The organism is Pseudoalteromonas sp. 120-MNA-CIBAN-0494, from assembly GCF_040308885.1.
GTDB lineage: Bacteria > Pseudomonadota > Gammaproteobacteria > Enterobacterales > Alteromonadaceae > Pseudoalteromonas > Pseudoalteromonas nigrifaciens.
The window spans coordinates 1-20,167 of record NZ_JBEOOE010000047.1; the positions used below are offsets into that span (position 1 = coordinate 1).

The 20,167-nt window shown below is 36.9% G+C and carries 17 protein-coding genes and 1 pseudogene; 10 read left to right on the forward strand and 8 right to left on the reverse strand.

What is annotated here, in order from left to right:
- Nucleotides 1-414 precede the first annotated feature (414 nt).
- The gene (gene cadR, locus AAEY55_RS16895; RefSeq protein ID WP_024606396.1) at nucleotides 415-804 is read right to left on the reverse strand and encodes a Cd(II)/Pb(II)-responsive transcriptional regulator; all 390 of its coding nucleotides are present in this window, start codon (nucleotides 802-804) and stop codon (nucleotides 415-417) included.
- 79 nt (nucleotides 805-883) lie between these two features.
- On the opposite strand from cadR, the gene AAEY55_RS16900 reads away from it, so the two are divergent.
- The 6 genes from AAEY55_RS16900 to AAEY55_RS16925 all read left to right on the forward strand — a co-directional run bounded on the left by AAEY55_RS16900 (nucleotide 884) and on the right by AAEY55_RS16925 (nucleotide 6,594).
- Complete coding sequence (locus AAEY55_RS16900; protein ID WP_089367993.1) at nucleotides 884-1,501, forward strand: cation transporter; 618 nt, start codon at nucleotides 884-886, stop codon at nucleotides 1,499-1,501.
- Nucleotides 1,502-1,785: 284 nt separating this feature from the next.
- Nucleotides 1,786-2,163 (forward strand): MerR family transcriptional regulator, encoded by a 378-nt coding sequence (locus AAEY55_RS16905; protein WP_010557530.1) that lies wholly within the window; start codon nucleotides 1,786-1,788, stop codon nucleotides 2,161-2,163.
- A gap of 65 nt (nucleotides 2,164-2,228) precedes the next feature.
- On the forward strand, nucleotides 2,229-2,618 hold the full coding sequence (merC, locus tag AAEY55_RS16910; protein WP_024601094.1) for an organomercurial transporter MerC: 390 nt from the start codon (nucleotides 2,229-2,231) through the stop codon (nucleotides 2,616-2,618).
- The gene (locus AAEY55_RS16915; protein WP_089367994.1) at nucleotides 2,606-2,821 is read left to right on the forward strand and encodes a GDCCVxC domain-containing (seleno)protein; all 216 of its coding nucleotides are present in this window, start codon (nucleotides 2,606-2,608) and stop codon (nucleotides 2,819-2,821) included. Before merC ends, AAEY55_RS16915 begins: the two co-directional genes overlap by 13 nt.
- Nucleotides 2,822-3,260: 439 nt before the next feature.
- Nucleotides 3,261-4,961 (forward strand): ATP-dependent endonuclease, encoded by a 1,701-nt coding sequence (locus AAEY55_RS16920; protein WP_149980944.1) that lies wholly within the window; start codon nucleotides 3,261-3,263, stop codon nucleotides 4,959-4,961.
- 1 nt (nucleotide 4,962) lies between these two features.
- Entirely contained in the window at nucleotides 4,963-6,594 is a 1,632-nt protein-coding gene (locus AAEY55_RS16925; protein WP_149980945.1) for a UvrD-helicase domain-containing protein, read from the forward strand.
- A gap of 527 nt (nucleotides 6,595-7,121) precedes the next feature.
- On the opposite strand, the gene AAEY55_RS16930 is transcribed toward AAEY55_RS16925, so the two are convergent.
- The gene (locus tag AAEY55_RS16930) at nucleotides 7,122-9,083 is read right to left on the reverse strand and encodes a hypothetical protein (protein WP_350552352.1); all 1,962 of its coding nucleotides are present in this window, start codon (nucleotides 9,081-9,083) and stop codon (nucleotides 7,122-7,124) included.
- Between the two features lie 582 nt (nucleotides 9,084-9,665).
- Here AAEY55_RS16930 and AAEY55_RS16935 point away from each other — a divergent pair.
- Nucleotides 9,666-11,804, forward strand: a complete 2,139-nt coding sequence (locus AAEY55_RS16935; RefSeq protein ID WP_350552355.1) for an ATP-dependent endonuclease — start codon at nucleotides 9,666-9,668, stop codon at nucleotides 11,802-11,804.
- Entirely contained in the window at nucleotides 11,786-13,795 is a 2,010-nt protein-coding gene (locus tag AAEY55_RS16940) for a UvrD-helicase domain-containing protein (protein WP_350552358.1), read from the forward strand. The genes AAEY55_RS16935 and AAEY55_RS16940 overlap by 19 nt, the downstream gene beginning before the upstream one ends.
- Nucleotides 13,796-14,001: 206 nt before the next feature.
- On the opposite strand, the gene AAEY55_RS16945 is transcribed toward AAEY55_RS16940, so the two are convergent.
- On the reverse strand, nucleotides 14,002-14,727 hold the full coding sequence (locus tag AAEY55_RS16945) for an NYN domain-containing protein (protein WP_010555486.1): 726 nt from the start codon (nucleotides 14,725-14,727) through the stop codon (nucleotides 14,002-14,004).
- 474 nt (nucleotides 14,728-15,201) lie between these two features.
- On the opposite strand from AAEY55_RS16945, the gene AAEY55_RS16950 reads away from it, so the two are divergent.
- A complete protein-coding gene (locus tag AAEY55_RS16950; protein ID WP_010555485.1) occupies nucleotides 15,202-15,753 on the forward strand; it encodes a cytochrome b in 552 nt (183 codons plus the stop codon).
- 346 nt (nucleotides 15,754-16,099) lie between these two features.
- Nucleotides 16,100-16,240, forward strand: a complete 141-nt coding sequence (locus tag AAEY55_RS16955; RefSeq protein ID WP_350552362.1) for a hypothetical protein — start codon at nucleotides 16,100-16,102, stop codon at nucleotides 16,238-16,240.
- Nucleotides 16,241-16,670: 430 nt separating this feature from the next.
- On the opposite strand, the gene nth is transcribed toward AAEY55_RS16955, so the two are convergent.
- The 5 genes and pseudogenes from nth to AAEY55_RS16980 all read right to left on the reverse strand — a co-directional run.
- Nucleotides 16,671-17,333: an endonuclease III gene (nth, locus tag AAEY55_RS16960; RefSeq protein WP_089367995.1), complete on the reverse strand. Its 663-nt coding sequence runs from the start codon at nucleotides 17,331-17,333 to the stop codon at nucleotides 16,671-16,673.
- Between the two features lie 39 nt (nucleotides 17,334-17,372).
- The gene (locus AAEY55_RS16965; protein WP_089367996.1) at nucleotides 17,373-18,071 is read right to left on the reverse strand and encodes an electron transport complex subunit E; all 699 of its coding nucleotides are present in this window, start codon (nucleotides 18,069-18,071) and stop codon (nucleotides 17,373-17,375) included.
- On the reverse strand, nucleotides 18,068-18,709 hold the full coding sequence (gene rsxG, locus AAEY55_RS16970; RefSeq protein ID WP_089367997.1) for an electron transport complex subunit RsxG: 642 nt from the start codon (nucleotides 18,707-18,709) through the stop codon (nucleotides 18,068-18,070). The genes AAEY55_RS16965 and rsxG overlap by 4 nt, the downstream gene beginning before the upstream one ends.
- Complete coding sequence (gene rsxD, locus AAEY55_RS16975; protein WP_041454387.1) at nucleotides 18,706-19,764, reverse strand: electron transport complex subunit RsxD; 1,059 nt, start codon at nucleotides 19,762-19,764, stop codon at nucleotides 18,706-18,708. The genes rsxG and rsxD overlap by 4 nt, the downstream gene beginning before the upstream one ends.
- Nucleotides 19,761-20,167, reverse strand: a pseudogene (locus tag AAEY55_RS16980) (electron transport complex subunit RsxC); the annotation flags it as partial. The gene rsxD and the pseudogene AAEY55_RS16980, both read right to left, overlap by 4 nt.

A 20,167-nucleotide genomic window follows, 5' to 3' on the forward strand; every position in this document is an offset into this window, starting at 1 on the left:
TTTTACCGACCTAATGCCGTGGAATGTGCAGCTAGACTTCGATTATAGCTAAGCGCACTGCTTAAATGCGCGCTTACAGTTAAATTGCAACCCAGTGATTATTTGTTTCGGAGTATACGCCGCTCCAATCAACCAATAAGCTATTCATATTACAGGTCTATCATCAGGAGCTGGGCTGAGCAATTAGGACTTGATTGCAAATTTGGACAGCATGATGTGCATGAACATCATTATCAGGACTGATTCCGATGTAAATCGCTTTGTAGGGCCACATATGAATATGCATGGCTGACTCAGTATCAAAAGTTCAGGCTATTGATTTTTGCCTTATAAATCTACACAAATGACGAATGTTAGCCGATAGATACAAGTTAAGGTGAGCGCGCACAGTGAAATTGTGTTCTTCTTACAATTTTAAGTGTGTAAATAATTTAAAATACCACAGTCCCTAATGGTTTTGTCTTGGTCACACGATGACGCCATATTTTCGAGTGATGACTTTAATACGTTTAGCTCTTCAATGCGAATAATGACGTCTGATAAATGCTTAGCTATTAACGTATTGATATTTGAACAGCTCTGATCTGGCCTCGAACGACTGTCCATTAGCGTTTTTACTTCCATGATAGACATATCTAATGAACGACACTGTTTGATAAACAGGAGTTGTTCAATAGTCCCCTTGTCGTAGACACGATAATTTCCACTTGAGCGCTTAAGCTCAGGCAAGAGCCCCTTCTTTTCATAAAAACGAATGGTCTGAATACTACAACCTGTCGTCTTTGCGACATCACCAATTTTCATTTTTTTCTCCTAACCGTTGACTCTATACCAAGTATAGACTTTATACTCATACTATTCATCAGTAAAGAGTGTGTTTCTAATGAGCGGATGTGGGTGCGAAGTTGAAATAAAAGACCAGTCTCAACGACAGGTTTTGTATTGGCTTTTGGGAATAAACGCGACAATGTTTGTTATAGAAATGGGGATCGGGTTGCTTGCTAATTCAACCGCATTAATAGCCGATTCACTTGATATGCTCGCCGACGCAGTTGTCTATGGTGTTGCCCTTTATGCTATTGGTAAATCGCTATTGCACAAAGCCAATGCGGCTAGAATTAGCGGCTTTTTTCAGATGGCACTGGGTGTGTTGATTATCATTGATATTGTAAGACGGTCAATTTACGGTAGCGAACCTGTATCGGGACTAATGATGGCTATGGGGGCAGTTGCACTGGTTGCTAATGTCATTTGTCTTGTGATCATACGCAAACAAAGAAATGAAGAAGTGCATATGCGGGCAAGCTGGATATTTTCAGCCAACGATGTGATTGCCAACTTAGGTGTTATCTCTGCTGGCGCTTTGGTGTTTTGGCTCGATTCTCGATGGCCTGATCTGGTTATCGGTGTGATAGTTTCGTGCGTTGTGTTGCGCGGGGCAAAAATGATCCTCGAAGATGCTGGAAATGAAAGACAGCGAGCGCTTAATGCGCAAAGTTGATAAGAAAATGCCAATTTTTAATTGCACATCAAAACTGCGTAGGTTGGCATGGCTACTTATTACTTTGCTCATGTGTCAATCGGGCTTTTCGTTCGCCGCTCAATGCGATGAATACTCTAAAACGTTTTTGTCCATCGACGATTTATCAATATAACTCACCTTTGCCCCAAAACGTGTTGAGGCGAATGCCTCAAAAGAGCGAAAACCAGTCATTGTAGTTCGAGCAATTTTACTTCGTATTGATATACTAATGTCATGATTAAAGTTGATTTTATGGTTGGACGATGAAAACAATAGGCAAGTTGGCTAAAGAACTTGATATAGGCGTAGAAACTATACGGTTTTATGAGCGGGAAGGCTTGATAAAACAGCCTCAAAAACCTCAAAATGGTTATCGTGTCTATGACGACTCAATCACCAAACAATTACAATTCATCTGTAAGGCCAAAGCACTTGGCTTTACTCTAAAAGAAGTGGCTTCATTGATGTCAATGGATGGCGATTGTGCCAAAGTAGAATCCCTAGGCTTGCTGAAATTGAACGTAATTCAAAATAAGATAGCTGACCTTCAACGCTTAGAAGTCGTCATAAAAGAAATGACTAATTCATGCCGCAACAATAACGATCAATCCCACTGCCCAATAATCGATTCGCTAAAATAGTATTGACTCCGTACCTACCTACGGAGTTCATACTCAAATCATTCAAATAATGTTAGACGTTAAAAATGATTAATAAGATTTTAGATAAAGTTAGCTCAGGTGGTGTTTGGCTTGCGGCTCTTAGTTGTACGGGGTGCTTCCCCGCACTCGGCTCGTTAGCATCAGCATTAGGATTAGGCTTTCTCTCTCACTTTGAGGGAATTGCTGTAAATACCTTGTTACCTATATTTGCAACTCTGGCATTGTTGGTAAATTTGTATAACTGGTATAAAAACCAAAATCATGCGAGAGGTATTCTTGGGGTTATTGGCCCTATAGCGGTTTTGTTAACCCTCTATCCACTATGGCAATACGAATGGAGCACTTATTTGTTTTATGTAGGTATTTGTTTGATGATTGTAATGTCCGTATTAGACATTGTTAAACCTTTGAAGGAGCAAACATGCAAAGTATAGAGTTAAATTCTACCATTACTTGCCCTGAGTGTGGCTTCAGTAAAACTGAAGAAATGCCAATCAACGCTTGCCAGTGGTATTATGAATGTGAATCTTGCAAAGTTCTCCTAAAGCCTTTGAAAGGCGATTGTTGCGTATATTGCTCTTATGGAACAGTGAAATGCCCGCCAATTCAAGAAGGTCAAAGTTGTTGCGATAGCTAAATGACAGTCTATTAATGGCAATGAGAAGGCATAAAAAGAAATAGTGAAATGTCAGCAATCGTATCATTGCAGCCTTTATCACTAAGTCACTCAAGGGCTGCTTTTGGCACAGAACCGCCTGTCGGCACTAACTTATAATTGTCCAAAAACGAGTTTATCTGACCGTCTGCTTCTCGCTCAAAGCCGACCTATAGGGTATTTGCGTTAACTCATTTTTATGGACAGAAACAAGTTAGAGCATGCTTATAAAAGTTAAAAAGTGAGTTAAATGTAAGGTTCCCTCTGTTTCCTTGCAATCAAGATAAATGAACTTTAATGATCAGCCATTACTAGCCAACAATAATGTACAATCAATTCAATGCGGCCCTTTAGTCGTTTTATGTAGCAATGCAGAATAGCTTACAGTGTATGATGAAGAAAAAGTCGCAAGGAGGATAGTTTGAAAATCGAAAAAGTAAACCTCAATGGTTTTAGAAATTTTAAAGCCGCATCAGTGAGTTTTAATGATAGAACTTTGATGATTGGCAGTAACGACGTTGGTAAAACAAACTTACTTTATGCTTTGCGCTTGTTGCTGGATAAGTCTCTATCAGACCGTGATATAGAACCTGAACTAACTGATTTTTATATCAACAGGAATGGCGAACAACCAGATACCTTTATAATAAATATATATTTTTCAGAAGTCACAGAGGATGCTGTTTTATCTATTTTAAAAGGGCATGTGAGTGACGATGGGAAATGTGTAATTTCAATGGTCGCTGATAGAGCAACACTGGATTGCCAAATATTCATAGGTTGTTCAGAAGGCGAGTTAGAATTAGTCCAATCCAGATTTTATTTAAAGCGTTTAAATCTAAGATATGTTCGCTCTAGAAGAGACCTCGAAAAGTTCATTAATATAGAAAAGAAAAAACTTCTAAAGCAATCTCTGGATAATCTTAAAGCGGCTGACCTGGCTGCCGATCAAGCAGAAATGAATGTAATTTCTGGGCAGTTAAATCAAGTGAACGATAAAGTAGCTGGGCTAAATTACGTTAAAGACGCAACATCTGTAGTTAATGAAGAATTAAAAAAGTTATCATATACAAATGGCGATTATAGTGTCCACTTAGATACAGGAGCCATTAAAGTTAATCAGTTCATTGATAATTTGGAGCTTGGAGCTTCAACTTCAGGATCTAAAATAATGCTAGGGGGTGATGGGAGAAATAACCAGATATTGTTAGCATTATGGAAGGCAAAAAGTCAAAGAGAGTTTGACCCTGAACATGAAGTAACATTCTATTGTGTAGAAGAACCTGAAGCTCACCTACACCCGCATCAACAACGTAAACTGGCTGACTACTTAATACATGAATTACCAGGCCAGACAATTATCACCAGTCATTCTCCACAAATAACTGAACGTTATAAACCTGACTCTATTATACGGCTCTTCTCAACAGCTGAAGGCTCTAAAGCAGCAAAAGGTGGCTGCTCCGATTGTATTTCAGATGCATGGGATGAGTTGGGGTATAGAATGAGCATACTTCCGGCAGAAGCTTTTTTTGCTAGTTGCGTATTTCTTGTAGAAGGACCTTCTGAAAAATTGTTTTATGAAGAGCTAGCGATCCAATTAGGGTTTGATTTAGATTTTTACAACATAACAATCTTATGTGTTGATGGTATTCAATTTAAAGTTTATTGCCAGATACTTGATGCAATGGAAATCCCTTGGGTGCTGAGAACGGACAATGACGTTTCTGGAACGAGGGGGAGAACAGATAAAAGAGCTGTAGGGTTTAATCGCTGTTTTTCTCTAAAGGGTTTACCCAATGCTCCATATTATCCGGCGAATACTACATCACAAGACCTTGTTGATAATGGTGCTTGGCAAAATGCTTCTAACCAAGTAAATCCAAATGGTATGTTCTTATCAAAAATAGACCTTGAGAATGATATTGCACTTGAGTTGAAAGCCGAGCTTTTAGCTTTCGCAGATAAAGAGGACGTAGTAGATGCCATCAAGTATTTGCAAGGTAAAAAAGCGATTAGAATGCGAGAGTTTATTTCACAAAATAGAGGCGCGTTTGCCAAGTTGGTCAGTGGTGAACTGGCAAAGCCCTTAGCATTCGCAGTAGCTAGGGCAATAGCTTAGTATGGCTGATTTTAAATTTACCCCTGATCAAGACGCTGCTATAGCTTCAAGAGCGAATATGGTTATTACTGCTTGCCCAGGAAGCGGTAAAACAACTGTTGTCGTAGAGAAAATAAGAAATGAAGTCCAATCGCTCCCTGACTATAAGGGCGTGATTGGTATTACGTTTACGGTAAAGGCCAGCAAAGAATTAAAACAACGGTGCAAAAAAGGTGCGTGCGATTTAAAGGCTAGTTATTTCGGGACCATTGATCATTTTTGTTTAAGTGAAATAATTTACCCATTTGGTGCACGGTTGATTGGTCACTCTTCTTCGGCTGTAGAGTGCAAATTATTCGATGAAGTTCCTCAAAATTTAAAAGAGCAAATTCCTACCATTTCTGGATACTCTGGTGACATCAAAACTGACATTTATTCAACATTTGAACAAGATATTAAGATTTTATATGAAAATGGGTATGTTTTACTTGAGCTGTTAGGCGTAATGGCTAACCATATTCTAAATACCTCATTAGCCTGCCAAAATTACTTTCGAGCAAAGTATTCTTCTCTTTATGTTGATGAGTATCAGGATTCATCTGAACCTCAACATATGTTATTTTTAAAATTAATAGATCTAGGTTTAACAGGTGTTGCAGTTGGGGATACACAGCAGTCAATTTATGCGTGGCGAGGAAGTAACCCAGAATATATTACAAGTTTAACTGCGCAGCCTGATGTCTTTGAACACCACATAGTTAATATAAACCACAGGTGCCACCCTTCAATTACCAACTATTCAAACAGATTGTTTAATCCAACTTGCGATTTAATTTCTACTGATGAAATAAGAGTTCATAGATGGAGTTATCAAGGTACTCAGCTTAATGTGTCTGAACAAGTTAGTGACTCTATCCAAGGTATTATCGAAAAAGGTATAACAGACTCTTATTCAAAAATAGGTATTCTAGTTAGAAACAATATATCTCTGGAATTTCTAGAGCAAAAGCTAAAAGTTCCTTTTAGAATTTTTGATGAAGATCCATTGGCTGTAAGAAATACTCGTATCACTAACTTGTATGCAAGTTTATTACGGTATCGTCTTAATGAAGATTATAGAATTAACGATGTAATCGAAACGGTTGATCGGTACATAAGAGTTCAAGAGCAACAGGTCGTTAATCTTCGGAGATTGATTTTTGATGTAATAGGTAAAGAATATGGAGAGTTGGCAGAATCGATTATTAAGATTTCTGAAGGTATTTTTGATTGTGTCGTTTCAGATTCAGATAAAGAGCTAATTCATAATATTTGTGTTGATAGCAAACTACTAAAACATTACATGCCAATTAACGAAAATGAAGTACAAGTAATGACTCTTCACAAATCCAAAGGACTGGAATTTGATGTGGTTTATCATTTAGATCTTTATGACTGGGTACACCCCAAAAGGCGTGTTGTTCAAGGGTCATGGGATGTTCATTACGACAACTGGGAGCAAGAGCTGAATCTACATTTTGTTGGTATTACTAGAGCAAAAAAGCACTGTATATTAGTTACCAGCAGCAATCGTCTAAACTATCAACATCAAGTAAAAAACGGTAAACCCTCTCAGTTTTTTGATCTGCCTGGGTTAGAGGGGTTATATACTTAATAAGTGCAGTTTTTAAGTTCTGTATTTAGCAGTAAACACCTTCATCATTGTTGCCTAGGTGCTTGTTTAAAATAAGGTACAGTTTGGTGAGTGTTGTACTTTACTGTGCGGTAAATCTAACTCGGAATGGGGCAAAACCAATTTGCAAAATATGCAATTTGCTAACTCGAAAAGGGGCAAAGGTGAGTTATATTGATAAATCGTCGATGGACAGAAATGAGTTAGAACCGGAAGGCGGTTCTGTGCTAATAGCGGATCTTGGCTTTTAAATTTTGAACGTCGGTTGGCTGCGGAAAAGCTGATGTTTAAACAGTTCGTATACTGTATAGTTGGCGCACCCAACATTGTGGCATATTAAAATAAATGTTGGGATTCACTTCGTTCGTTCCAACCTATGCGAGCTATATAAATAAAACAAGTTCAATAAAAAGCAATAAACAAGACCTGACCCTGAGGTTTCCCCTATTTGTTATTTATTTTTTATTATCACACTATTAAACGTGCGTTTAATAGTGTGACAAAAGATATCAGTTTTGCGTTGTTTTGTTTTTTTCGGAAAGAAATAAATCATCTTCGATCTTCATAGTGACTAAAACAATTAACTTTAAGTAGATTAAATATAAGTTTTCATGAGTATCGACTTCTGAATGGTTGGCCTGTGTCCCATGTAGATAACTATTTCTGATGTCTAACCCATTAGTAAAATCGCTTTTATTTAGATAGTAATTTAAATAATTTTGCTCAGGCTCTGAAAATAGAGTGCTTCCAAAATACAATAAACTTTCTTCATGCATTTTTTGCGCTTCCGCTTGTAATTCAGGTGTATATCTATAAAAAGAAGCTGTGTAATTGTGAAATAAGTCCTTTATTATGAAAATTCGCCCTAAGTTTTTTATCTTTATGTAGTTGTTTTCATCTATGAAAATGCATTCATTTGAAATTAAATAATTTAAACTTGAGAGGTCATGCTCTTCATAATTTGAAAACAAAATTTCCGATTCATTAGCCAATAATTCAACAAAGTTTTTATATTTTTTATCTTTAAATGGATCAACGTATGTTAGTAGCGTTTGGTCAGAGCAAAGTAAATGCATTAACTTGTTAACTTCAGGATTATTTCTGTTGGCATAGATGTACTTGTTTGCATTCAAGCTAGGTATATTTTTGATTGGTGTTGGTGCCGATGAGATTCGTAATAATTCATAATCAACTTCCCCGTTTTCAACAAATAGCTTGTACTGTTTCAAAATAGATTCGAATTCAGGGGCTATTACCCTGATTTTTTCTAAAGCTGATGATGCTTTAGTCGGTATTTCAAAATGAACATTACTAGAAAGTCCGTACCGTTCAGGGAAAATTTTACTAAAAACAATTTTAATAATATTTTCTATTGAATATCCCAAATCATTTAAGACGCGAGAATATGAATATATTTGTATGTTAGATGTCATTTCTGATTGGGTAAATGATGTTCCTGTTATGTACTCATTTTTTGATCTAACACCCATGTGCCTTTCAAAAATACCAAGTTGACTTTCTTTACTTATTAAATTGATTCTGTGTTGAATATCTAAATATTCAAAAAGGTTTCTGAAATTGCTGTATAGTGCATAGGGGCTACTATTGCTTTTAATAAAATCTATACTGTACTCATAGTGTATCGTTCTGTCTTCCAGCTTAACGGTTACGTTTTCTAGCTTATTTCTTGGAAAACTTATAGCAACACCAAAGCTAAGATGGTTTGAACTCGAGTTAAAAAGTTTTTGTGTTTCACTTTGGTATTTACGTTTTGCTGCTAATTTGACAGGGTCAGATATATAAAAATCATTATTATGCTTTCTAGTATTTTGAATTATAGGTAAATAGTTATAATTACAATGATCAGAGTTTATATAGGTTGAAATTATTGTTTCTTTGTCTTTAACGGATAAGCTACTGGGCAGGTATAACTTTGTATTGAAATCATCTTTTATTTCATAGATGGTTAGAATTATTTCCGCACTGTCTTCATATTCCTTGAGAAACTCACAAAGAACAGTGTTATATTTTTTAACCAAGAGTTCATGTTTTAATATGATTCTGATGTCATGAGGGTTTTGTTTTAGGGATTCTTTTATTCTATCTCCTGAAATAGCTCTGAACACTTTAAAATTATTTATAACTTCCCAAAATGAATCTACATAGCAAGTAGCAAGTTTATTGTAATGTTCTTGAAAATTATCGTTGTTAATTTTAGATATATACTCACCTAAAATTTTACTAAACTTTTTTACAGACTCTTGGAATGATTCAAATTCTTGTTCCGACCACTTCTTTAAATAAACCCCGTTATCAAAATATAGTTTGATATTATACAACTCAAGAGCGTTGTTGATGTCTTGTATGTTATCTATCTGATTTTTTAATATATTTTCAGATTTTGATAAGTAGTAACCGCTAGACATATCACCTACCGAGTGAAAAACAATTCTATCTATATCCTGTTTCATCGCTGTAATCCTATACGTTATTCCGACATTGTCCAATACTAGCCGCAAGGCTTCTTGTTCTCCAGTCAGCGTAGGTTGGAACGAACGGAGTTCACTCCAACATTTCTTTTAAGTTGGATGCGCTACGCTTATCACAACCTATACTAGTTTAAAAATAATAATGTTTATTCGTTTTAAACTTAGTTAGCAGATATTCAAGCTAACATAGATGAAGATCCGCTTTTCGCTAATTTGCGACTCTAGACTAAACTCGTTTTGGGGCAAAGGTGAGTTATATTGATAAATCGTCGATGGACAGAAATGAGTTAGAGCCGAAGGACGGCTCTGTGCCATGAGCGGACGTTAGATGATGGTAGGAGTAATACAAAACTCACTGATAACATTTCCTACTTTGATTAGAAAGCCCCGCAAGGAGCTTTTTACTGCGTGAAATCAAGTTCATGCTTAACCATTAGCTATATGTTTTCTTTAAAAAATATTATTGTGATATGGTCTAATTCGATGGATAATTAATCACACTATATATGAAGGGAAACCCAAGCTAATTCGAAATAAAAGCGAGGGATCTATAAAGGACTAAAATTGAAAATATCAAAAATTCAAATCAAAAACTTCAGGTTGCTAAAAGATTTTTCTTTAGATCTTGAAGATGAGCTTTCGCTTATTATTGGTAAAAATAATACAGGGAAAACTTCTGTATTAACGGCGCTAGATAAATTTCTTAATCAATCAGGTCGTAAAGTAATTACATTAGATGACTTTAATGTTGAATTGAAAAAAGAGCTGCTTCAATACCTGTCTGGTAGTAAGAAATTTCCTGATGGAAATGGCTATCAACCATTAGGTATAGAGCTTAAAGTATATATTGAGTACACCGAGCAAGACGATCTTTCACAAGTCCGTTCACTGATAATGAGCCTAGACCCTAATGATAATAATATTGTTCTTAAGTTTGAATACAACATTGATTATGAACAACTTCTTAAAGTTAAAGGCGACTATATCGAACAATCTAAAAGATTTGATGATAATCCTGAATTGTTCCTTAAAGAGCATTTAAGCGACTATTTTGGTTCAGTGGAAAAAAGAAGCCTTTTATTCACCGATGAAGCTGTTTTTATTGATCTTATAAAAGAAAATATTCAACTTAATGATATTTTATCATTCGATTTTATTAGTGCCAAAAGAAGTGTGACCAATAAAGATAATGATAAGACCTTATCCCGTCAAACGGCTAAGATATATAAGCGTTCTGATGAATCAAATGAACAAATAGATGCCTCCGATAAGTTTAAAGAAACCCTTCGAAAGACTGATGATGAGTTAAGTAAAATTTATGCTGATATGTTTGATGGGTTAATTAAGAAAGTGAATCTATTTGGCGGTGTCACCCCCACAGATACAAAACTAAAAGTAGCATCAACGCTGCAACATCGTGATTTACTTGATGGAAATACAACAGTGATGTATTCACATGACACTCATGATCTGCCAGAGCATTATAATGGTTTAGGGTATATGAACTTGATAAGCATGCTCTTTGACATTGAGATGGTCATGGGTAAGTTTAGGCGCTCACAAAAGGAAAAGCCTGCCGCAATAAATTTGTTTTTCATAGAAGAACCAGAAGCGCACACTCACCCTCAAATGCAATATATCTTTATCAAAAACATTAAAGCGTTATTGAAAAGTAATCGAGAACGCGATGATGGCATAACGATCCAACTTCAAACGGCCATTACTACACATTCATCCCATATTGTTTCTGAATGTGATTTTGATGATATTAAGTATTTACGTAAATGCAGTTCAACCTATGATGTTAAAGCAAAAAATCTCAAATCACTCCAAGATGAGTACAAATCAGATGATGCTGCTGAAGATACTAAACTGAAAAAAGCTTATAAGTTCTTGAGACAATATTTGACTTTAAATCGTTCAGAGCTATTTTTTGCAGATAAAGCCATTTTTATTGAAGGAGATACTGAGAGGTTATTAATCCCTGCTATGATGAAAAAGGTTGACCGTGAGTTTAGTGTCTCTGACGAAACTCCGTTATTGTCTCAAAACATTTCAATGGTTGAGGTCGGTGCTTATTCACAAACATTTGAAAAGTTCATCGATTTCATTAGGATTAAATCATTAGTTATTACTGATATCGATAGTTACAAAGAAGAGATTGTTTATGAAGATGATGCTGTAACCCCTACAAGGTATGCTAATGGCAATGTAATAGTAAAGCAAACCCCTGTACCTCCTATTCAGCCTGAGGCTAATAAAATCTCCAATGCTTCACTTAAGTTCTTCTTTAAGAAAAATGAATTAAGTTTCTATAAAGGTTTATCTTTAGAAAAAAAAGTGCTTAACAAATTAGATGGTTCATGGATTCAAAGCGATGATGGCTATTTCCTAACGGTATACCAAACAGAAGAGAATGGCTATCATGGTCGTAGCTTTGAAGATGCCTTCTTTAGTTTGAATAAAGATCTATTAGGTACGGATGCTGATGCTTTTCCTTCATTAACAAAGATACACTTTAATTTTTATGTTAACAATAAAGATGCTTGTCCGTATGACTTTGCAGTAAAGGCAGTAAATAGTAAGCCTACTCTTGCGATTGAGATATTATTGAATAGCGAAAAAGTTGGCGTAAATGAATTTAGTAATTGGCAAGTCCCTAGCTATATCAAGGAAGGATTATTATGGCTACGCAAAAATTAGATATATCCCAATTGACGACTGAATCCCAGCAAGTCATTAAGTTAATAAGACAAGGGCATAGCTTTCTTTTAAGCGGCGGCGCTGGTAGTGGTAAAACCTACTCTCTAGTTGAAATACTCAAAGCTATATTGGTTGAAACACCAACCGCATCAATAGCCTGTATTACCTATACGAATTCAGCGGTAAGTGAAATTGAAGAGCGTGTTCAGCACGAACACCTTCATGTTTCGACTATCCATGACTTTTTATGGAGTAACATTAAGCACTTTCAGTGTGAGTTGAAGAATACGTTAATTGAATTAATGAATGATGATGAACAACCGAAGATAAAATCTCCCGATGGAGAAAATGTTGCTAATGATTTTTTTGATAATCTTGATAGTGATATTAAATATAAAGAGTTCTTGAGGATTAAAGATGGTTGTATTTCTCATGATGAGGTGATCATTCTTGCCTGCAAAATGTATGAAAAATATGAAAAACTCTGCACTATAACTAAAGATTCATATCCATTTATTCTTGTTGATGAGTATCAAGATACAGATCCTAACGTAGTAAAACTGTTACTAGAGCATTTAAATCAATCTCCCAAAAGAAACATAATTGGTTTCTTTGGTGATGCAATGCAGTCAATTTACGAAGGAAGTGTCGGGAATTTAAATCGATATACTAAACGTATTACTGCATTTAAAAAGGAACCAAACAAGCAGAACATTCACTTCTCAGTCATTGATAATTTAAAAGAATATTCTCTGATTACACCAACTGTTATAGAGGTAAAAAAAGTCCAAAACAGACGGAGCCCTCAGCTTGTTATAGATCTCGCTAACAAAATAAGGAATGACGGTTTAAAGCAAAAGGCATCAGAAGATATTAATGCCCCTAATATGAATGTAGATGGTACAGTAAAACAAGGGAGTGCACTTTTCCTATATTCCAATAACGATGATTTAAACGCAGTTCGTCAACACCTAGCTTGGGATTATGATAGTTCAATTGAGACTAAAGAGCTGAATTTAACTCACAATCTAATAGCAGGAAAAGCAGGGTTTGGTGATTTAATACGCATTTATGATAAAGATAAAATTTTAGAATTTATTAAGCGAGTTAAGGATTATATTAAAAATAACGACATAAAAATTGAGACTGAAAATAAGACATTTAAACAAGTTTATACGGAATTAGGTGGCTTTGAAAAAACAGTGACTAAATTACTTGCACCCACTCCGAAAACCCAACAGGTTTATATAGAATCTTACCCTGAAGCCTATCAACTAGCTTTAAATCAGTTTTATGATGAAATATCTCACCTTTATATTGATAAAGATATGTTACTTGATAATAAGAAAAATAATGCTGATGATTTAAGTAAACTAAGCTCCAATAGAGACGATCTAATCAAGCATCTATTTAAAATTGAGCATTGTATTTATTTATATAAAAAAAGACGATTTAATGAGTTTTCAAGATTAACGGATTTATTAATAACATCTGTTGCGGATAAAAAAAACTTAGAGGAATCAATGAATGCATTGATTAAAGTTGAAGATAGATCTATTGGGGATGTAGTAGAGCTTGCAGACAAACTTAACCTTGTTAATCAAGATGATAAATTAGAAATTTTTCAAACATCTAGAAGTTATGTTTATCAACAAGTCTGTCAAATACCTTATCAACAATTTAGAAAGCTATATCAATACTTAGAAGGCTATACTCCATTTTCAACACAACATAAAACCAAAGGTTCAGAGTACCCAAATGTGCTCGTTGTTTTAAACAGTGGCCAATGGAATCATTATAATTTTAACTACCTTTTCGAAGGTAGTGGCAATGAAAATGTACGCCACCGAACTGAAAAAATATTTTATGTTTGTTGTACTCGAGCTAAAGACAATCTTGCTGTTTTTTTTCATCAACCCAATACTAATGTGATTGCTAAAGCTAGAGAGTGGTTTGGTGCTGACAATATTGTTAATTTAGATGAAAAATAGCAACATTTAAAAATAAAGCAGAATGACCATATTTTATATTAACGCTGCTTGAATTGGTTTGCTATTACTGGTCACACTTCTATATATGTTTATGTCAGCTTTCTATAAAAGCTGACATAAACAACTGTTTTTACTTTTTCACTGTCCGCTTCTCGCTCTTTGCCGAAGTTTGGCTAAGTGCCATAAGCGGATATTAATAAAGCGCCTTACCTTGATTTGTTAAGTTGTTTTGCTTTCTTTTTATCCCTAATCCATAAAACTGAGCCATTTGTTTTTTTCATCTCAAACAAATCTATAGCTTGAAATAAATCACTCAACTTCTTAAAGCCATAATTACGCTGGTCAAAGGATGCGTGATTTGAAATATGTGTACCGATTGGTCCTAACATGGCCCAGCCATCGTCTTCTTCGACAGCCTCAATTGCTTGCCTAAGCAAATTAATTAACTTGGTGTCACTTTTTATGTTCTTTTTTTGTTTTTGTATAGGAGGGTCTTTTTCGCTATCTTCGTCAAGATAGAGGAATAGTGAACAACTATTAACGAAAGCTAGTGGTGCTTTACGTTCACCAAAACCAATCACAAATTTACCATCAGCCAAAGAACGAGTTACCAAGGGAGTAAAATCACAATCGGACGACACCAGGCAAATAACATCAATGTCTTTAGTATACAGCACATCCATAACATCAATTACTAATGCCATATCTGTGGCATTCTTGCCTTTGGTAAGATCGAACTGTTGCATCGGCTGTATTGCAAATTCATGAAGCACGTCTTCCCACGGTTTCAGGTTTTGATTTTTCCAATTTCCATATGCTTTACGAATGTTGACTACACCATATCGCGCCAACTCGGATAGCACTTTATCTATCTTTTGAGCAGGTGCGTTATCTGCATCAATAAATACCGCAATTTTCTCTTTATCTCTCACAAAAGCTTCCTTGAAACTTAAAATCTTATTGACCACTACAGTAAACAGTTTCTCGACTTTTTCTAGTAAATACTTAGGCTATTATTTTCCATATTCCAGCCAAATAACAGTATTGTAGTGGCTTGGTTAATTTGGGACCCAAATTAGAGGCGTCTCCTTGTTGGTCATCTGCTGCTAGTTGCAACCATTTGAACTAATTAAATTGTTTATAAATGTTTTTTCTATAAGGTTTTCTTGGAGCCCATATTTAATTTTTATGTGTCTCCATTTTTTTACGTACTTACAATGAAAGTGCTTATCAAGTATATTTACTCATGTTTTTTAAAATATAAATTTTATGTTTTAGATCACTAAATGCTTAGTAATGATAGGTTACTTTGTAGTGGGGTAGGCTACTTTTTTAAGCTCTAAAACAGCTAAATGGTCAGTAACTTTATACGATTAATATAAGGTTTAATTTTTTCGAGGGGCACTATGAATTTAAAAAATACAACAACTCATTACAATACACTCTCCATTGCTTTGCATTGGCTTATGTTCATATTGATAGTCGCTGTTTACGCAAGCATTGAACTGCGCGAATTATTCGACAAAGGAACAGCAACCCGAGATGCCTTTAAAATGTGGCATTTTATGCTTGGTTTATCGGTTTTAGCCTTAGTAAGCGTTAGGCTAATTGCTCGCATAGTAGGTGGTTCGGCTCCTGATATAAAACCACAGCCAGCTAAATGGCAAAATAACCTGGCCAAACTAGTGCATGTTATTTTGTATGGGTTCATGTTTGCTATGCCTATTGCTGGATGGTTAATTTTGAGCATGGCGGGCAAACCAATTCCGTTTTTTGGTCTAGAGCTGCCGCCATTGGCCAGTAAAGATTTAGACTTAGCTAAAACCATAAAAGAGCTGCATGAAACCGCTGGGGAAGTTGGCTATTACTTGATTGGACTACATGCAGCCGCCGCCTTATTCCACCACTATGTTTTATCTGATAATACGGTTGCACGAATGCGTTTGCCTAAAAAATAACAGCTAATTAAGTGGTTAACCCGTTGTTTTCGCACATATTCAAGGATATGTGCGACGCGCGTATAGTGTTCTATTTAGATCTGCTTAAAGATAATAGAAAACTTAGTGATAGTAATATCTTAGCTAATTTGTTAAAACTGTGTAAAGTATACATATGAGTGTGGTCGGAGCAGAAAGATCCGCCCTTCGCGCACTATAAAATTATCCGTATAAAGGGTTTTCAACAATTGATGAGGCGCGTAGTTGGGTGTTGAAATTTAGCCACTGGTATAATTTTAACCACAAACATAGTGGCATCAAATACGTCAGCCCACATCAAAGGCATTCAGGATTAGCGGGTGACATATTGGCTAATAGAAAAGAAGTTTATCAAGGTGCTAAAGATGCTCACCCTGAGCGCTGGAGCAGTAATATCCGTAATTGGGATTTACCAAAAGAAGTGTACTTAAACCCTGAACAAAATAGTGTCAAGGCTGAGAGTGCATAACGTAGTGATCGCGACAACTAGTTTGACAAACACCGTTTTCAAAAACACCTCAGTATAAATTTCTTCTATAAGTTGCTTAAACGAACAAAAAACAGTTGGCTTTTGCTCGTGCCTCGCTATTTTAGCCAAGCATTCTCCGCATTTTATGCAGGCGTTACGAACGTCCGGAAATGGCACAAACCAGAAATAGCTTCCAATGAATTCTGTATTTAAATTTTAGGTTTAAGCTGGGCTCTAATTAATAAATCATAATCTAATTGCAACACCTTGCTTAAATTCAAATTATTCTTAAGTTAACGCAAATTTTCAATTTAACTGGTGCTGGCCTAATAAAGGCTCATATGAGAACCAAATAGCCAACTTATTAAATGGAAACTAAAAAATGTGGCTGTTAAAAGGTTTATACTAACTAAAAAGTAACTACTCTTAGCTATGACTCAGTTTTCTCTTTATAGTCACACAAATCCTCGATTATACAGCTTCCACATTTTGGTTTTCTCGCTGTACACGTATAGCGCCCATGTAAAATAAACCAATGATGGAGGTTAAACATAAACTCTTTTTTATTTGGCGTATTTTTAATTATGGCCTGTTCTGTCTGCTCAACAGTTTTACCTTTAGCGTAACCCGAACGGTTTGCAAGACGTTGGATGTGAGTATCTACTGCTAAAAAGTATCTACCTTCATTATCCTTTAGCCAGCCAAACGCGGTGTTGAGTACTACGTTTGCGGTTTTTCGGCCGACGCCTGGTAGGGCTTCTAGTGCTTCTCGGTTTTCGGGAACTATGCTGTTGTGTTCATCCACCAAAATTTGGCACATTTTATAAACGTTTGCGGCTTTAGAATTAAATAAGCCGATGGTTTTTATATAATCTCGCAGTGTATCGTGGCCTAAATCTAAAATGGCTTGTGGTGTGTTAGCCACAGGGAACAACTTTCGAGTAGCTTTGTTAACGCCTACATCGGTTGCTTGCGCTGAGAGCGTTACAGCGACAAGTAACTCAAACGGGCTTGAGTATTCAAGCTCGGTTTCTGGATGCGGGTTATCGTCGCGTAAGCGAGTAAGAATTTGGTGGCGTTTTTCTTTATTCATATTACTTAAGCGCACACCTTATTAATGTGCGCTTTTCCTTTAAGTTAAGCTAGTAACACGAGCACGAGGGCCTTTTTCAGGCTCTGGTGGGGTAACTTGTTTTGACTTTATTTGTGCGTCAATTACATTTTTAGCGGCAATAAGTAGCCCAAGACCTAAAAAGGCACCCGGTGGTAAAATTGCGAGTAAAAATTGATTATCAAAGCTAAATACTTCAATGCGTAGGCTTTGTGCCCAAGGGCCAAGTAACAAGTCGGCGGCATCAAATAAAGTGCCTTGCCCAATTAGCTCGCGCATTGCGCCTAAAACAACAAGCACAATCATAAAGCCCAAACCCATCATTAGCCCATCAAACGCCGATAAGTGAACTGGGTTTTTAGATGCGTATGCTTCAGCGCGACCAATAATGGCGCAGTTAGTAACAATTAACGGAATAAAAATACCTAACGACTGATAAAGCCCATAGGTATAAGCGTTCATTAATAGCTGCACTATAGTTACAAAGCCGGCAATAATCATGACAAATACCGGTATACGAATATCTTTAGGTACCCAGTTTCGCACTATTGATACACTAATGTTAGAACCTACTAAAACAAGCAGTGTAGCCAGCCCTAAGCCAAGTGCGTTAGTAACTGTAGACGTAACAGCAAGCAATGGGCAAAGGCCTAATAGCTGTACTAGGGCAGGGTTGTTGACCCACATACCGTCTTTATATAGTGTTTTTAATTCACTCATTTAGTTACCTCTACACATTGGGCATTAGGTGCTGCAAAAATAGCATCAAATTCACTTTGAGCAAATAATACGGCATTTTTTACCGAGCCAACCACAGCGCGAGGTGTAATAGTTGCACCGGTAAATTGATCAAACTGGCCACCGTCTTTTTTAACCGCCCAACGTGCATCGCTACTGCTTTGTACAGTTAACGTTTTAAAGCTAGTGATCCACGGTGATTTTTTAACTTCTACTTTATCGCCTAGGCCTGGAGTTTCTTCGTGCTTAGTGGTACGCACACCGGCAATATTACCATCACTTAAAACCGCGGTTAGTAAGTTAATATCACCACTGTAACCACTTGGCGTTACGTGCCTTACAATAAGGGCTACAGGTTCATTGTTTTTACGGGCACGGTAAACTATTTGATTAGCGTAAGGGCCTAGTCGTTCATCTGAAATAATAACGCAATCTGTTGTTAGCTCGTTGTCGTAAGTACTCGGGTCGAGCACTTCTTGTAATTGTGAAGTAAGGTGCAATAGCTCTTGCTCTGCTATTTTATCGGCGGTAAGCATATTAATAGAGGCAACCAGCCCTGTAGTCACTAATGCAAAAGCAGTTAAAATAGCGCCGTTTTTAGCCATAGAGGATAGTATCATTTTGCTGCTCCGTGGCCATAAGTGCGCGGCTGTGTGTAGTAGTCAATTAAGGGAACAGCAATATTGAGCAGTAATACACTAAAAGCAACAGCATCAGGGAAGCCACCAAAGGTGCGAATTAAATACACTAATAAGCCAATAGCTGCGCCATAAATTAAGCGCCCTTTATTGGTGGTGGCAGCCGACACTGGATCGGTAGCAATAAAAAATGCAGCCATCATAGTGGCACCACTTAATAGATGAAATATTATACCAGGCTCTGTACCGGGCGCTGCTATATAACCTATGCCACTGCACAGTGCTAAGCTTGCAATAAAACTTACTGGGATATGCCAGTTAATTATTTTTTCTTTTAAAAGGTATAAACCACCGGCTAAAAAGCCTAAGTTAACCCACACCCATCCATGTCCAGCCCACTCATTAAATATCGGCTTTTGCATGCTTTCGGTTACGGTTAAACCATGGGCAATATCTGTTTTAATAGTGTCCAGTGGGGTTGCCATAGTAATGCCATCTATACCTGCACGTACTTGATCTAAACTAAAACCGGTGGCAGTAAAGTCGGTAAAAACAACCCTAAGCTGCTCGGTAAAACCAATCGGAGTATTTAATAACTCGGTAATTGGCATCCACGCGGTCATTTGTACCGGAAACGAAATTAATAATAATACATAAGCGGCCATAGCAGGGTTAAATAAATTAAACCCTAAACCACCATAGAGCTGCTTAACTATAACGATGGCAAATAAACAGCCAATAATAACTATCCACCAAGGGGCTAATGGCGGAATGCTCAATGCAAGTAGTACTGCGCTAAGCCACGCGCTGCCATCACTTAACGCAGGCCAAACGGGGCGTTTGCGAAGTAGCATTACTGCAGCTTCAAATACACTTACAGCAATCAGCGCTAATATGAGCTGAATAAGCACACCTGTACCAAAAAAGATGATCTGAGCAATTAGCCCAGGAATACACGCAGCAATAACGCAAAGCATTAATCGGGTTAACGATTTATGGCTATGGCTGTGAGGCGAACTGGCCATGGTTAATTTCACGACTGATCATTTCCTTCTTTTTGAGACTTTTTGGCTTTTGCTCGAGCAATAGCAGCAGCTACTGCGGCTTTTTTCTTGTCATCGTTCGCTTTAGGCTCGTCGGCTTTAGTACTAGATGCGGCGTCGTTATTCTCAACAGCGCTCGTTACTTGCGCATCATCAGTTGTACTTTCAGCATCGGCTAATGCTTTTGCGGCCTTTTTCGTTTTGGCGCGAGCAATGGCTGCGGCTACAGCGGCTTTTTTGTCATCAACGGGTGCATCGTTTTGCGGTGTATCGTCTGTTGTATTGTCAGCGTCTGCTAATGCTTTTGCGGCCTTTTTCGCTTTGGCGCGAGCAATGGCTGCGGCTACAGCGGCTTTTTTGTCATCAACGGGTGCATCGTTTTGCGGTGTATCGTCTG